Raw genomic sequence first — 14479 nt, 5'->3', positions numbered from 1 at the left:
GCCGCCCCTTTCCGGACCCAGGGCCCATGTTGACATATATCCTGCGTCGGCTTCTCCTTTGGGTGCCGTCGGTCCTTTTGGTGATGCTGGCGGTCTATGCCCTGGCCTTTTACGGCGCCGGGGACCCGATCAAGCTGATCTTCCTGCGCGCGCCAGGCGATGTGGCCTATGACCCGGTCAAGATCGAGGCGATCCGCGACCAGGCCGGGCTGAACCGGCCCTTCCTGGTGCAGTTCGCCTCCTATGTCGGCAACCTGGTGCAGGGCAACTTCGGCAATTCCCTGACCTCGGGCCGGTCGGTCTGGGCCATGATCAAGGCGGCCGCGCCCGTCTCCTTCACGCTGGGGGTCACGGCGATCCTTCTGACGGCGGTGATTGCGATCCCCCTGGGCATGGTCGCCGGGCTGAAGCAGAATTCGCGCACGGATTACGTGATCCTCGGCACGGCCGTGGCGCTTTGGGCCATCCCGGCCTATGTCGCGGGGCCGCTTTTGATGGTGCTTCTGTTGATGGTCCTGCCCGGCGAGGCGGTTCCTTACGGCTGGGGTGGGCTCTTCAGCGTCAAGCTGATCCTGCCCTTGATCGTTTTGTCCTTCCAGCCCATCGCGCTGATCCTGCGCCAGACCCGGGCGGCGGTGATCGAGGTCATGACCGAGGATTACGTCCGCACCGCCCGCGCCAAGGGCGTGCCCGAGCTGGTCGTGGCGCTGCGCCACATCCTGCGCCCCGTCCTGACCCCGGTCGTCACCCAGCTTGGCCTGATCATGATCACCATCGTCAACGGCGCCATGTTCGTCGAGCTGGTCTTCGGCCTTCCGGGTCTGGGCCGCCTGACGGTCAGCGCCCTGACCAATTCGGACTTCCCCGTGATCCTGGCGATCACCTTCATCGGGTCCTTCCTCGTGATGGCGTCGAACCTGCTGGTGGACCTCTTGTATCCTCTCCTGGACCCCAGGGCCTCTGACGTGAAAGGGGGGCGCTGATGGAGCAACCGACCAATCTCTGGCGCGACGCCTGGAAGCGGCTGAGGCGCAACAAGCTGGCCCTGGCAGGGCTGGCGGTGGTGGCCTTCCTGGTCTTCGTGGCGGCCTTCGGACCCTGGCTTGCGCCCCATGACTACCTGTCGCAGAACCTGGACCTGCGCAGCGTGCCGCCGCAGGCCGCGCATTGGTTCGGCACCGATGACCTCGGCCGGGACGTGCTGTCGCGGCTGATCTATGGCGCGCGCACCGCCTTTCTGGTTGCCGTCGCGGTGACCCTGATCGCGGTGGGGATCGGTGTGATCCTCGGCGCCATCGCGGGCTTTTACGGCGGCACCTTCGACCGTTTCGTCATGTGGTTCACCGACATGACCATGTCGGTCCCGCAACTGCTGCTGGTCGTCGTCATCAACGCCTCGTTGAAACAGCCGATCAGCACCTGGATGGAGACGCAATACCTGGCCAGCCTGAACCCGATCTGGCGCAACACGATGCTGGCTGACTTCGTGCTGGTCTTCGGGTCGATGGCGCTGATCTCCTGGCCGCCCTATGCGCGCCTTGTGCGGGCCCAGGTCCTGTCGATCCGCTCGCGGCCCTATGTCACCGCCGCACGCGCCCTGGGCCTGACCAACCGCATCATCCTGGCGCGCTATGTCCTGCCCAATGCCATGGGGCCGCTGGTCGTCGCCGTCTCGGCCGGCCTTGGCACCGCCATGGTGCTGGAGAGCGCCTTTTCCTTCCTCGGCGTCGGCGTCACGCCGCCCACCCCCTCCTGGGGCAACATGATCTCGGACGGCCTCAGGGTCTGGACCAACTCGCCCCACCTGCTGGTGGCGCCCGCCGCCGTGCTGGCGGTGGTGACGGTGGCCTTCAACTTCCTCGGCGACGGTTTGAACGACGCCCTCAATCCCAAGGGGCAGAAATGACCGCGCTGCTGGAGATCAAGGGCCTGACCATCGACATCGCCCGCGACAATGGCCCGGCGCGGGTGGTGGATGGCATCGACCTGTCGCTGGACGAGGGCGAGAGCCTGGGCATCGTGGGCGAGTCGGGCTGCGGCAAGTCCCTGACCATGCTGTCCCTGGTGGGGCTCTTGCCCAACCGCATCAAGGCCACGGGCGGCAAGGCGATGTTCGCGGGGCGCGATCTGTTGAAGATGTCCTCGCGGGACCTGCGCAAGGTGCGCGGGTCCGAGATCGGCTTCATCTTCCAGGACCCGATGACCAGCCTGAACCCGGTGATGCGGGTGGGGGATCAGATCGTCGAGGCCTTGGTTTACCAGAAGAACATGGCCAAACCCGCAGCCATGGCGCGGGCGGTGGAGCTCCTGGACCTCGTCGGCATCCCGGCGCCCGCCGAGCGGGCCCGCGCCTTCCCGCATGAGCTGTCGGGGGGCATGCGCCAGCGCGTGATGATCGCCATGGGGCTGGCGGGCCATCCGCGCCTGCTGATCGCGGACGAGCCCACGACGGCGCTGGATGTCACCATCCAGGCGCAGATCGTCGACCTGGTGCGCGAGCTGAAGGACAAGCTGAAGATGTCGGTCGTCTGGATCACCCATGACCTGGCGCTGATCGCGGGCCTGGCCGACCGGATCGCGGTGCTTTACGCCGGCACCGTGGTCGAGGATGCCCCGGTCTCGGTCATCTTCGACCGCCCGACGCATCCCTATACGCGCGGCCTCCTGGCCTCGCTGCCCACGCTGGCGGGTGCGGCGATGGCGCGGCTGCCCTCGATCGGCGGCACCCCGCCCGAGCCGGGCCGCCGCCCCCCGGGCTGCCCCTTTGCCCCGCGCTGCGCCCAGGCCACCGCCGTCTGCCAAACCGTCCCCCGGCTTGCCCCCGTCCCCGGCAGCGACCCGCGCCACCGCGTCGCCTGCCCCGTCGTGCTTCAGGAGCTGACATGACCCAGACGCTTCTGTCCATCAAGGGCCTGTCCAAACGCTTCGACCTGCGCGCCGGGGCCTTTGGCCAGACCGCCATCACCGTCCATGCCCTGGACGATTTCACCGCCGATATCCGCGCGGGCGAGACGCTGAGCCTGGTGGGCGAAAGCGGCTGCGGCAAGTCGACGACCGGCTTTTGCCTTCTGAACCTGCACAGGCCCTCGGGCGGCAGCGTGATCTATGACGGCCAGGACATCGCGGGCCTGGACGAAGACGCCATGCGCCCCTTCCGCCGCGACCTGCAAATCGTCTTCCAGGACCCCTATTCCACGCTGAACCCCCGCATGACCATCGGCGAGGCGCTCTCCGAGCCGATCCTCTTTCACAAGCTGGCCACCAAGGCCGAACTTCCCGCCCGCCTGGCCCAGCTTCTCGCCGATGTGGGCCTGACGCCGGCCTTTGCCCGCCGTTATCCGCACGAGCTGTCGGGCGGCCAACGCCAGCGCGTCGCCATTGCCCGCGCCCTCGCCTGCCAGCCCCGCTTCATCGTCTGCGACGAGGCGATCTCGGCCCTGGATGTATCCGTCCAGGCGCAGATCCTGAACCTGCTTCTGGACCTGCAGGATAAATACGGCCTGACCTATCTCTTCATCGCCCATGACCTGGCCGTGGTGCGCCATATCAGCGACCGGGTGGGGGTCATGTATCTGGGCCGCCTTGCGGAACTGGCGCCCGCCCGCGACCTTTTCGCCCGACCGCTGCACCCCTATACCCGGGCGCTTCTGTCCGCCGTCCCCGAACCCGACCCCCGCGCCGCGCGCAGTCGCCAGCGCCTCGAGGGCGAGGTGCCAAGCCCGCTGAACCCGCCGCAAGGCTGCCGCTTCCACACCCGCTGCCCCCTCGCCCGCGACCCTTGCAAGACCAAGGTGCCCGCCTGGCGCGAGGTCGCCCCCGATCACCGCGTCGCCTGCCATGCGGTGACCGGCAAAGACCAGACCAACTGGGAGACCCCATGACCGCCCCCATCGCCATCACCATGGGAGACCCCGCCGGCGTCGGCCCCGAGATCATCGTCAAGTCGCTGGCCTCCCTGTCGCCAGAGGCGCGGGCCGGCTACCGCGTCTTCGGCAACCGCGGCAGCCTGGCCGCCGCCGAAGCCGTGCTGAAAACCGGCCTGAACCTCGACAGCCTCGACATCCACCACACCGGGATCCCGGGCGGCACCCCCGCCTTCGGCCAGATCGACACGCGCTGCGGCGAGGCGTGTTTCCGCTTCATCGAGGCGGCGGTGCGCCAGGCCGAGGCCGGTCAGGTCTCGTGCATCGTGACCGCGCCGATCAACAAGGCGGCGCTGAACGCGGCGGGGCATCACTACGACGGCCACACGGGGATGCTGGCCGCGCTGACCGGGTCGAAATCTTCGTTCATGCTGCTGGCCTCCGAACGGCTGAACGTCATCCATGTCTCGACCCATGTCTCCTTGCAGACCGCCATCCAGCGCGCCCGCCCCGAGCGGATCCTCGCCACGATCCGCGCCGGGGATGCGCATTTCCGCCGCCTTGGACAGGCGCCCCGCATCGCGGTGGCGGGCCTGAACCCGCATTGCGGCGAGGGCGGGCTTTTCGGCTCCGAGGATGACGACCACATCGCCCCCGCCGTCGCCCAGGCCCGGGCCGAGGGGATCAATGTCACCGGCCCCGTCCCCGCCGACACGGTCTATCACCGCGCCTATATGGGCGCCTTCGACCTGGTGATCGCCCAGTATCACGACCAGGGCCATATCCCGATCAAGCTGGTGGCTTTCGATACCGCCGTGAATGTGTCCGTCGGCCTGCCCATCGACCGCTGCTCGGTCGACCACGGCACGGCCTTCGACATCGCGGGCAAGGGGATCGCCAAGAACGTCAATCTCGACCACGCCCTGGCCTATGCCCGGGGCCTGGCCGCCCATCCAAAGGCCTGACATGACCCTTGCAATCACTGGCGTCTACAGCGCCTCTGCCACCCCGGTGAACGCCGACCTTTCGCCCAACCTGCCCGCCTTCGCCGCGCAATGCCGCTGGCTGATCGACCAGGGCTGCCACGGCGTGGCTCTTCTGGGCACGACCGGAGAGGCCAATTCCCTTTCCAGCGCCCAGCGCCGCACCATCCTGGAAGCCGCGCTTGGGGCGGGCCTGTCGGGCGATCAGCTGATGCCGGGGACCGGCGTCGCGAATATCCCCGAGACGGTGGAGCTGACACGCCATGCGCTGTCGGTGGGCGTGACGCGCGTCGTGATGCTGCCGCCCTTCTATTACAAGGGCGTCAGCGATGAGGGCCTGTTCCATGCCTATGCCCGCGTGATCGAAGCCGTAGGTGACGACCGCTTGAAAGTGGTGCTCTATCACATCCCCCAGATGTCCGGCCTGCCCCTGGGCCATGACCTGATCGAGCGCCTGATTGCCGCCTTCCCCGGCGTCGTGGTCGGCATCAAGGACAGCGCAGGCAGAATCGAGAACATGACGGCGATGCTTGCGCGCTTCCCCGGCTTTTCGGTGCTGGCCGGGGCCGATCCGCTCTTGTTGCCGCTGATGCAGGCGGGGGGCGCGGGATGCATCACCGCGACCTCGAACCTGGTGGCGGCCCAGTTGCGGGTGGTCTACGACGGCGCCCGGGACCCCGCGCGCGCGGCGCAGGTGGCCGCGGCCCAGGCCCGGATCAACGCTTATCGCGACCTGTCGAACTCTTATGTCCAGATCCCCGCGATCAAGGCGATGATCGCCCATCGCACCGGCGATTCCGGCTGGTGTCGGACCCTTCCGCCCCTGGTCGGACTGAGCCCGGGCGAATACGCCGCCCTCGCCGAGAAAATCGCCCATATCCAAGCCGGAGAGATCGCATGACCGACTATGCCTCGCCCCTTCGCCTGCATCAGCCGGGACAGTTCGACTACGGCGCGGGCAGCGCGGCGCAGGTGGGGGCCTGGGCGCGGGGACAGGGTTTCGCCCGCGTGCTGGTCCTCACCCAGCCGGTCCTGGTGCCCATGATCGACCGCCTGGGCCTGCCGGGCCAGGTCAGCATCTTTGACGGCGTGAAGCCGGAGCCGGATACGGTGAACCTTGCCGCCGCGATCGAGGCCGCCGAGGCCGCAAAGCCAGACCTCGTCGTGGGTTTCGGGGGCGGGTCGGTGATGGATGTGGCCAAGCTGGTGTCCGTGCTGCGCGGAGGCCAGGGCCTCGCCGAGGTCATCGGGCCGAACAAGGTCGCGGGGCGGCAGAACGCGCTGGCCCTGGTGCCGACGACCGCCGGCACGGGGTCCGAGGCGGGGATCCGGGCCTTGGTCACCGATGCGGCGAGCTTGAACAAGGTGGCGGTCGAAAGCCGCTTCCTGATGGCCGACATGGTGGCCCTGGACCCTGACCTGACCATGGGGGTTCCGCCCGCCGTGACGGCGGCCACGGGGATCGACGCCATGGCCCATTGCGTCGAGGCCTTTACCAACCGTAAAGCCCATCCCCTGATCGACAATTACGCGCGGCTGGGCTTTGGCCTCGTCGCCCGCTATCTGCCCCGGGCGGTGCAGGATGGCTCGGATGCCGAGGCGCGGGCGGCTCTGTTGCTGGCGGCCTATTACGGGGGCATCTGCCTTGGCCCGGTCAACACCGCCGCTGGCCATGCCCTGGCCTATCCCTTGGGCACGCGGCTGAAGCTGGCGCATGGGCTGGCCAATGCGGTGATCTTCCCGCATGTCCTGGCCTTCAACCAGCCCGCCGCGCCTGACAAGACCGCCGAGATCGCGCGCGCCCTGGGCCTGTCCGGCCGCGACCTCTTGGCCGAGGCCTCTGCCTGGTGCGCGGGGCTTGGGGTCGAGATGCGGCTTTCCCGGTTGGGCGCCAGCCGTGACCACCTGGCCCCCTGGGCGGCCGAGGCCCATGCGATCCGCCGCCTGATGGACAACAACCCGCGCGACATGTCGGTGGCCGAGGTCCAGGCGATCTACGAGGCGGCCTTCTGACCCGAACCGCTTACGACAACAAGGGAGGCAAACCCGGGGTATACCCCGGGCTACGCGGCGGAACGAAAGTGTCTGGGGCCTTGGCGTCAGGCAGACCTGTCCCTCCGCGCCTCAGCCCCCCCGGGAGGAGAGGTCCAGAAGTCGCCCCTCGAAGAGCCGGTCGCGCGATCCGGTGACGTGTTTCAGCATGGCCTCGCGGGCGCGCTCCGCCTCGCCCTTCGAGATCGCGTCGAAGATCGCCGCATGTTCTTCCAGCACATGGTCCAGCCCGCCGCGCACCGTCTGCAAGGACAGGCCATGGAACTTCATCCCCACCGCGATATGCTCTTTCAGGGCGCGCATCGAGGTCTCGAAATACTGGTTGTTCGCCGCCGCCGTGATCGAGAGGTGAAAGTCGAAATCGGCATCCTCGCGGTGGCTGCGCCTTTCGGTCGCGTCGCGCATGATCTGAAGGCAGGTGCCGATCTCGGCCAGGTGCTTGTCGCCACGGCGGCTGGCGGCCATGGCGGCGGCGGCGGGTTCGATCGTCAGGCGGAATTCATAACAGCGTTGCAGGTCGGCGATGGTCTCCAGCGGCTGAAAGGCCAGGGGCTTGGGCGCCCCGGGCGCGCTGACGAAACTGCCCGCCCCCTGGCGCGAGGTCACCAGCCCCTCGTCGCGCAACCGCGCCAGGGCCGCACGGATCACCGGACGCGAGACGCCATGGCTTTCGGCCAGGGCATTTTCACCGGGCAGGCGTTCGTCCGGGGCAAAGTCGCCGTTCAGGATCGCGCGGCGCAGGCGGTCCAGGACGACATCCGCCAAGAGCATGGATTTGGGCCGATCAGACATGGGGGAGCTCGGGGATCAAGATTTCAGCAGGCTGCATAGGCGCTTCGGCACTGGCGCGAAAGAGGGTCAGCAGGCAATCCTCGGCGCCGAAACCGCCAGACTTGGTGACGATCAGCGGCTGGCCCGGCACGTCAAGCGCCCGGGAGAGCGGCAGGCCGGTGGCGACCTCGCCCAAGAGCTCCAGCCTGCCGACGCCCAGGGCCTGCAGAACGGCTGCGGCGGTCTCTCCACCGGTCAGGACCATGCTGCGGCAGGCGCGCAGATGCGGCAGCGCGCCCAAGGCCAGGCGGGTGGCGACCGTGCCGCCATCGGCGCCGGGACCGGGGGTCGCCTGGAAGAAAAGCGCGTGGGGCACAGGCGGGACCTCGCCATCGGGGCAGGGGAGCGGCGGCAGGGCCTCGGCCAGGCGGGCGACCTGCGCCAGGCTGATCGGATCGCGTGAGCCCACGACGAAGGCCAGGGGGCGCTGCAAGACGGGCGGGCTGGGCGCCTGGCGGCCCATGGTGCGCGCCAGGGCCGCCGCGAGGCCCCGGGCGCCGACCAGAAGCGCCCCCTCGGCCGAGGCCACGATCCGGTCAAGGTCAGCCTCGGTCGCGGCGTCGGGGGCCGCCCAATCCTCCCGCGCGACGGGCAGCGGTTGCGCGACGCCCGCCCCCGTCAGATGGCCGCCGACCACCACCCGCCCCAGCTCGGGAATGGCGGGACACAGGATCGCCGTCCCGCCGCGCCGGGCCAGGATCGCCCGGACCTCGGCCACGATATGGCCTTTCATCCGGCTGTCGATCTTCTTGAACAGCTGGGGCACGTCGGCCACGGCCTCCGCCGCCTCGATCGCCAAGCCCTCTGCCCTGGACACAGGCACCTCACGCGAGCCAAGGTTGATGGCCAGGACCTCGGGCTTCAGCGCCAGGCAGGGGGCAATCTGCGCGACCGAGGTGGCCACCAGCGTCCGCAGCCCCGCCAGCGCAAAGGGCGCCGCGGAATCCAGCGCCCCGGTCAAGTCGTCGGCGATCACAGCCAGTCTGGTGCCCGTCATGCCCCAACCTCTTCTTGACGCCGAACCTAATCCGGCTACATGTAAACTTGCAACTGAATTGTAAAGCCCCGAGGTCCGCCCATGTCCGATGCCGCCCGCCTTCTGGCCCAGGCCGAGAGGGGCCCTTGGCTGGCCGATCTGCCCGAGGCCCTGGCGCCGCTGACCGAGGCCGAGGCCTATGCGATCCAGATGGCGGGAGTCGGGCAGATCGCAGGCTGGAAGACCGGCGCCGTCCCAGGGCCCCGGCCGCCGACCCATGGCGCCATCGGTGCGGCGCGGGTCCTGACGGGCGCCCTGCCCGCCCATCTGGCCCCTGCCGAAGTCGAGGTCGAGATCGCCCTGATCCTGGCCCGCGACCTCCCCGCCCGCGCCGCGCCCTATGACGAGGCCGAGGTTCTGGCCGCCCTTGGCCCCGCCCATGCGGCCCTGGAGCTTGTGCGCTCGCGCTTTGTGAACCGCAAGGCGGTCTCGGGGCTGACGGCCCTGGCGGATGGGCTGAGCTGTGGCGGCGTGGTGATCGGCAGCGGGACCGAGGCCTGGCGCGACCTGGCCTTTGAAGAGCTGTCCGTGACGCTGGCGGGCCAGGCGCCCCTGGCCGAGGTGCGGGGCCCTGCCACGCGGCAGCAGACGGTGACGGCGCTGACGGTCCTGGCCAACCACGCCGCGCGGCTGGGGGTCGGGATGCGGGCGGGTCAGTTCGTCATCACCGGCGCCCGCATCGGCCCCCTGGTGCTGGAGCCGGGTCAAGAACTGGTGGCGACAGTCGAGAACATCGGCGAGGTCCGCCTGGCGATCTAGGCCCGCAAAGGGTCCGGTTAGCCGCTGGACCGCCTCTTTCTCGACCGGATGCGCCGATGTAGCGCCGAAGCAAAAATCTGTTAGCCTTCCTCGAAAGTCCGCACGATCCAGGGGGGGAATCGCCATGCCGATGAGTAGCGAAGAGGTCAAGGAAGTGAAGGCCATGCTGGCCGTCGCCACCAAGCGCCCGGTCAATTTCGGCCTCTGCCTTGGCAAGGAGGCTGCGGAGACCGTCCTGATCCTGAACCGTCAGAAGGATGGCAAGGCCCTGGCCGAGCTGGCGAAAAAGGCGGTGGGCACGACGCAGACCTGCTTCGGCTCGGCCGCGCTGGCGGGCAAGACCCTGACCCTGACCTGCGAAGTCAAGGCGCCCTCGGGCCTCGCCAAGGCGCTGCAGGTCGCCCTGAAGACTCATGGCCTGAGCCTGACGATCGTGCTGGCCAAGGAGGGCGATGGACAGGCGCTTGCCCCGAAGAAAGGCGCCAGCGGCGTCGACACCGGCGCCCATCCCGACAAGGCCAAGTTCGACAAGGCCGCCGCCGAGCTGGCCAAGCTCTTCGACGTCTCGGTCTCGCGCCTGAGCGAGGGGCCGACCCTGCGCGCCACCCGGGATTTCGCCCTCGCCTCGGCCGAAGAGCGCGACTACACGGCGGCTTTCAAGTCGCTGGAGAAGGTGACGGCCGATTTCGACAAGGCCCTGAAGGCGCATGGCACGGCCTTGGCGCAGAAGTTCTCGAAGGCCTATGACGAGGTCAAGGCGGGCCTCTCCGAGGAAAGCCAGAAGACCCTGACCCAGGCCCTGAAAGAGGGGGTGACCGACCTCGTCGGCACCAAGCCTCCGGCCGATATCGAGGCGGCGGTCGCGAAGCTGATCAAGGCCCTGGCCGTGGCGGTCAAGACGGACAAGGGCAAGGTGCAGGGCGCCAAAGAGGGTCTTGCGCTGGACGAAAAGGCGATCAAGGACAAGGCCACCAAGGAAATCACCGCCCTGTCCAAGGACGTGACCGCGCTGGAGAGCCAGATCACCAAGGCCAACAAGCAGCTGAGCACCCTGCGCGGCTCGTTGAACCAGAAGCAGAAGAACAACAAGAAGAAATTCGTCCTGACCGGCGAGGCGCGCAGCAAAGCGCAATCCGATGTCGTCAAGCTGGAGAAGGAGATCAAGACCAAGAAGGGCGAGATCGAGGCCAAGCGGCTGGAGCTGCAACCCCTGATCCTTCAGGCGCAAGAGTCGCGCGACACTGCCCTGAAGGAGGTCGCCGAAAAGATGAAGGCGCTGGACGACCGGATCGAAAAGCTGGTCCAGTCCGTGCCTGAGATGCCCTTCAAGGAGATCCATGCCGCGCTGGAAGAGACGATCCGCGAACAGGCCGAGGCGATGGAATGGCGCGAGGGCAAGGACGGCGAGGGCGGCGAGGTGCGGCGCAATGCGGAAGGAGAGGGCCATGGCTCCAGCCGCCACGGCGCCCAGACCGGCATCGAGCGCCAGGCCCGGCGCGCGGCCACGGGGGGCGTCGCGCCGGACGGCTACGGCGACAACGGCCAGACGGACCGCCTGCGCGGAACGGGCGTCACGATCCGAACCACCCGCTGGAAGGAAATCGACATCGAATACGAAGAGGTCGACGGCAAGAAGGTCGTGAAGTCCCGCAAGGTGGTGCAGAAGGCCATCCTGGGCGAGGTCGCGAACTGGACCAACCTGCCCAGCGACAATTCCAGCTCGGTCTTTGCCAATCCGGTGCTGGAGAAGCTGGCGGTGGATACGGCGATCAAGCGGATGACGGACAAGGCCTGGACCCAGGTCCATATCAACGGCTGGCAGGATCTGACCTCGGTTGCGGTCTTCCTCGGCCCGCCCAAGGACTATGGCAAGCCCTACAAGGGCTGGGGCTATTCCCTGTCGCGCAAGGAGGCCGGCCTTGCCAGCCTGAACTTCGCCAACCAGGTGCTGGACCTCTTCGAAACCGGCAAGATCACGGAAAAGCAGATGCTGACCCGGCTGGGCGTGGAATACCTGATGAAGGACGGCACCATCGCCATGGTGCCCTATGTCCGCGTTGTCCTGCAGCGCGACAACGTCTCGAGCCCGTGGAAGAGCCTGACGCATTTCCCTGACAAGGCGGCCTCGGCCGAGGACATCAAGGTCCAGACCACCAGCGTGATCGGGCGCAATGTCAGGGTCGGCGGCAAGGTGCAGACCGCTTCGCTTTAGCGCCCGTCAGGACGCGCAGGAAGTCACGGACAGCGACCTGTGGCGTCTTCTGGACGCCATGGGCCAAGGCGGATGCCTGGGGCCTTTCGCGCGTTGCACCAGGTTCGGCAAGAAGGGCGCAGGGCCATGAAGCTGACGGTTTCAAGGGTTTTCCCTCAAGACGGCTGTGTTGTGCAACTCCGCTGGGTTCGAGGGTTCCCCTTTCCCGGGACAGACCTGTCCTGCGCGCCACGAGCCGCGTTCCGAAGGCGGTGAGGCGGTTCAGGGTGGCGGCTCTGTTTCGAAGTTCGGCAACCTGGCGACCGAAGTCGCGGGAGAGGACGCGCTGACCGAGCCGTTTGAAACAGCGCGTCCTAGCCACGACCAGACTTCGACGGTGACAGTCTGCCCAGCCTTTCCAGGCCGCCCGACCGAGGCAACGGCGGTGCGCCTCGCCCCCTGCGCTCGGTTCCTTCCAGGGTTTGCCGTTCTTGCGGAGGGGAATGACGGCTGCCGCCCCACGCGCCGCAGAGGCAGCATGACAAGGGCGATGGCCGCAGGCCCCCCTGTATCGACCGGGCGGAATCGGCGCAGGGTTAAGCTTCCGATGCGAATGCCTCGGCAGGGGTCTTCATGTCCAGCGCCTGATGCGGGCGCCGGGTATTGCAAAAGCTGATCCCCTCGCCCATGGCTTGGATGCTGTCCAAGCGCTGGCGGTGAATGCCCTGCGCCTTGATGGTCCGGATCACGGGCTCGACCATGGCGTCTTGGCTTGGGGGCAATGCTGGGTGATGAACTCCTGCTTCAGGCCATGGCTGCGGACCTGGGCCGTGCATGGGTGGCTGGTGAAGACGCATGCCAATCGGCGCGCAATCTTGACCCCTTTGCCGGGCGTGGAGATCTGGGCCTGAGCCGATGGAACTGATCACAGCGTGGAGGCGGGTCAGAAAGTCGGCCATGCGGCCCTGCTTGCCGGCCCGGGTCTCGGTCTCCTAGCGGTTGACCAGATCGACGTTGAAGATGGAGGCGCAAGCGCCATTGGTCCGAGCGCGGAGCCCGACACCGCGCGTGCCGCAGCGGATGAGGGCGCGGGCGAGGCGGGTCTTGCCGGGCCCGGTGCCGCCGTTCAGAACGACATTGCGCGGACAGGCCGCGAAATTGCCGGTTTCCAGGTCCTTGACCAGGCCTTCATTGATCGGCCGCCGGTGACGTCGAACTGTTCGATGTCCTTGGCAAGGGGCGGCTTGGCGATGGTCATCTGGCAGCGGATGGATCGCGCCTGCTTCTCGGCGATCTCCGACTGCGAGAGGTCACCGACGATGCGAGGCGGTTCGTGCCGGCGCTTGATCCCGGCGGCCATGGGAGGCGCCAGGACCCAGTCCTTGAAGGGGGCCTTGCGCGCTCGGAGCTGCCAGTGATGCGCCCCCGATGCGAGCACCAATGGCGACGGCGTGCCCATGGCTCCAGGTTTGCGAGCCAGAGCAGGGAGGCCAAGGATCATCGACCGTCTGGCCTCGGCCGAAGGCCCGGGCATGGGCCCGCCGATCTCGTGGCTCCCAATCGAACGGGTTGGCCTCGGCCCTCGCCGCGCCCCGGTTCTGCGGCCAGGTCATGGGCCGAACCGGCAGAGGGCATCATGTCCGCCCTGGTAGCCCAGGCCGCGCCGTCGGGGCTTTCCTCGGACCAATGGCGCATTGGCTTCGATGCGCGAAACATGCAGTTCACGAGCGATCTTCCTCACCGACCAGCCCTTGACATGAAGGGCCAGTCGAACCCGCGCGTTCATGTCCACCCGCGTCAACTCCCCCTGCGTCCGCTGCCTGACAGCGAACGGTCCGCCAGATCATCAGGGGGGCGCCAAAACACAGGCCCGACCTTTCCATGCTGGCCGATCGGGTCGGCAAGTCCACCGTTTTGCTCGAACCGTTGGCCGATGCCATGGGCCGCCATGTCCTGTCCGGCTTCGAGGACCTCTGTCGCACGTGGGCCATCCGCGGGGTTGCCTGCATGGCTCATGTCAGGCGCAAGTTCGTCGACATTCACCGCTCGCAGGGCCCTCCCTCGCCGAGGGAGCCATCGGCCGGATCGCCAAGCTCCACTCCGTCGAGAAGGAGGCCAAAGGGTCACCGCCAGTTCGCCGCGCCGAACGACGAAGCACAAAAGCCGCACGGTCTTCAACGACCGGGAGCGATGGCTGGCCATGCAACTGACGGCGATCCCTTGAAAATCCCGCCTCGCCGCAGCCATCCGCTAGGCCCTGACCCGCATGGAGCGCCTGCGCCACCTCTCGACCACGGCATCCTGGCGCTGGACGGCAATCTCGCCGGACGCGGCATGCACGCCATAGTATTCGGGCGGAATATCCACCCCTTCCTGGGCTCCGAGGCCGACGGCAAGGCCTGCCCCCTGATCGAAACGGCCAAGCTCAACGCCGGCGATCCCCTTGCATGGCGCGCCAATACCCTCGCGCGCTTGCCCGACTGCAAGATCAACAAGGTCGATGACCTATTGCCTTGGACGTCGAAGGCGTCGCGGTCAGACCAGACGCTTGCCGCACTTTCGTAGCGCCAGCCATGCGGACAGCAAAAAGCCCCGCGTTGCTGCGGGGCGGGTGTCTTTGATATCGCTGCATAAAACTGGTTGCGGGGGCAGGATTTGAACCTGCGGCCTTCAGGTTATGAGCCTGACGAGCTACCGGGCTGCTCCACCCCGCGACGGTTTTGTTCCAGGATCGGTGGGGTTGTGGATCGGATAGAGAGTTATC

13 protein-coding genes, 1 tRNA gene and 2 pseudogenes are annotated in these 14479 nt (G+C 67.7%); 10 read left to right on the top strand and 6 right to left on the bottom strand.

Annotation, left to right across the window (positions count from 1 at the left end):
- The first annotated feature begins 26 nt into the window (after positions 1–26).
- Genes GV832_RS01925 through GV832_RS01895 form a run of 7 tightly spaced genes read left to right on the top strand, consistent with a single transcriptional unit; the run spans position 27 to position 6859 of the window.
- Positions 27–983, top strand: coding sequence for an ABC transporter permease (locus GV832_RS01925; protein ID WP_168773139.1), 957 nt, complete (start codon positions 27–29; stop codon positions 981–983).
- A complete protein-coding gene (locus GV832_RS01920) occupies positions 983–1906 on the top strand; it encodes an ABC transporter permease (RefSeq protein ID WP_168773138.1) in 924 nt (307 codons plus the stop codon). The genes GV832_RS01925 and GV832_RS01920 overlap by 1 nt, the downstream gene beginning before the upstream one ends.
- Positions 1903–2886, top strand: coding sequence for an ABC transporter ATP-binding protein (locus GV832_RS01915; protein ID WP_168773137.1), 984 nt, complete (start codon positions 1903–1905; stop codon positions 2884–2886). The genes GV832_RS01920 and GV832_RS01915 overlap by 4 nt, the downstream gene beginning before the upstream one ends.
- A complete protein-coding gene (locus tag GV832_RS01910; RefSeq protein ID WP_168773136.1) occupies positions 2883–3881 on the top strand; it encodes an ABC transporter ATP-binding protein in 999 nt (332 codons plus the stop codon). Before GV832_RS01915 ends, GV832_RS01910 begins: the two co-directional genes overlap by 4 nt.
- The gene (gene pdxA / locus GV832_RS01905; RefSeq protein WP_168773135.1) at positions 3878–4828 is read left to right on the top strand and encodes a 4-hydroxythreonine-4-phosphate dehydrogenase PdxA; all 951 of its coding nucleotides are present in this window, start codon (positions 3878–3880) and stop codon (positions 4826–4828) included. Before GV832_RS01910 ends, pdxA begins: the two co-directional genes overlap by 4 nt.
- A 1-nt stretch (position 4829) precedes the next feature.
- Entirely contained in the window at positions 4830–5747 is a 918-nt protein-coding gene (locus tag GV832_RS01900) for a dihydrodipicolinate synthase family protein (protein WP_168773134.1), read from the top strand.
- The gene (locus GV832_RS01895; protein ID WP_168773133.1) at positions 5744–6859 is read left to right on the top strand and encodes an iron-containing alcohol dehydrogenase; all 1116 of its coding nucleotides are present in this window, start codon (positions 5744–5746) and stop codon (positions 6857–6859) included. The genes GV832_RS01900 and GV832_RS01895 overlap by 4 nt, the downstream gene beginning before the upstream one ends.
- Positions 6860–6970: 111 nt before the next feature.
- On the opposite strand, the gene GV832_RS01890 is transcribed toward GV832_RS01895, so the two are convergent.
- Both GV832_RS01890 and GV832_RS01885 read right to left on the bottom strand, forming a co-directional pair.
- A complete protein-coding gene (locus tag GV832_RS01890) occupies positions 6971–7690 on the bottom strand; it encodes a FadR/GntR family transcriptional regulator (RefSeq protein ID WP_168773132.1) in 720 nt (239 codons plus the stop codon).
- Positions 7683–8726, bottom strand: a complete 1044-nt coding sequence (locus tag GV832_RS01885) for a four-carbon acid sugar kinase family protein (RefSeq protein WP_168773131.1) — start codon at positions 8724–8726, stop codon at positions 7683–7685. Before GV832_RS01885 ends, GV832_RS01890 begins: the two co-directional genes overlap by 8 nt.
- 81 nt (positions 8727–8807) lie before the next feature.
- Here GV832_RS01885 and GV832_RS01880 point away from each other — a divergent pair, with 81 nt between their 5' ends.
- Positions 8808–9524 (top strand): hypothetical protein, encoded by a 717-nt coding sequence (locus tag GV832_RS01880; RefSeq protein WP_168773130.1) that lies wholly within the window; start codon positions 8808–8810, stop codon positions 9522–9524.
- A 124-nt stretch (positions 9525–9648) separates the two neighbouring features.
- Positions 9649–11736, top strand: coding sequence for a hypothetical protein (locus GV832_RS01875; RefSeq protein WP_168773129.1), 2088 nt, complete (start codon positions 9649–9651; stop codon positions 11734–11736).
- Positions 11737–11974: 238 nt separating this feature from the next.
- Here GV832_RS01875 and GV832_RS21930 read toward each other — a convergent pair.
- The 3 genes and pseudogenes from GV832_RS21930 to GV832_RS01865 all read right to left on the bottom strand — a co-directional run.
- Positions 11975–12280: pseudogene (locus GV832_RS21930) on the bottom strand (IS5/IS1182 family transposase); the annotation flags it as partial.
- 31 nt (positions 12281–12311) lie between these two features.
- The gene (locus tag GV832_RS01870) at positions 12312–12476 is read right to left on the bottom strand and encodes a transposase (RefSeq protein ID WP_168773127.1); all 165 of its coding nucleotides are present in this window, start codon (positions 12474–12476) and stop codon (positions 12312–12314) included.
- Positions 12477–12638: 162 nt separating this feature from the next.
- Positions 12639–13063, bottom strand: a pseudogene (locus tag GV832_RS01865) (ATP-binding protein); the annotation flags it as partial.
- Positions 13064–13596: 533 nt separating this feature from the next.
- Here GV832_RS01865 and GV832_RS01860 point away from each other — a divergent pair.
- Positions 13597–14280, top strand: a complete 684-nt coding sequence (locus tag GV832_RS01860; RefSeq protein ID WP_168773128.1) for a transposase domain-containing protein — start codon at positions 13597–13599, stop codon at positions 14278–14280.
- Positions 14281–14352: 72 nt separating this feature from the next.
- Here GV832_RS01860 and GV832_RS01855 read toward each other — a convergent pair.
- A tRNA-Met gene (locus GV832_RS01855) sits at positions 14353–14429 on the bottom strand.
- Positions 14430–14479 lie beyond the last annotated feature (50 nt).

Origin of the sequence: Stagnihabitans tardus (genome assembly GCF_009925085.1) — a bacterium.
Lineage (GTDB): Bacteria > Pseudomonadota > Alphaproteobacteria > Rhodobacterales > Rhodobacteraceae > Stagnihabitans > Stagnihabitans tardus.
This window is presented reverse-complemented; position numbering and strand designations above follow the sequence as displayed.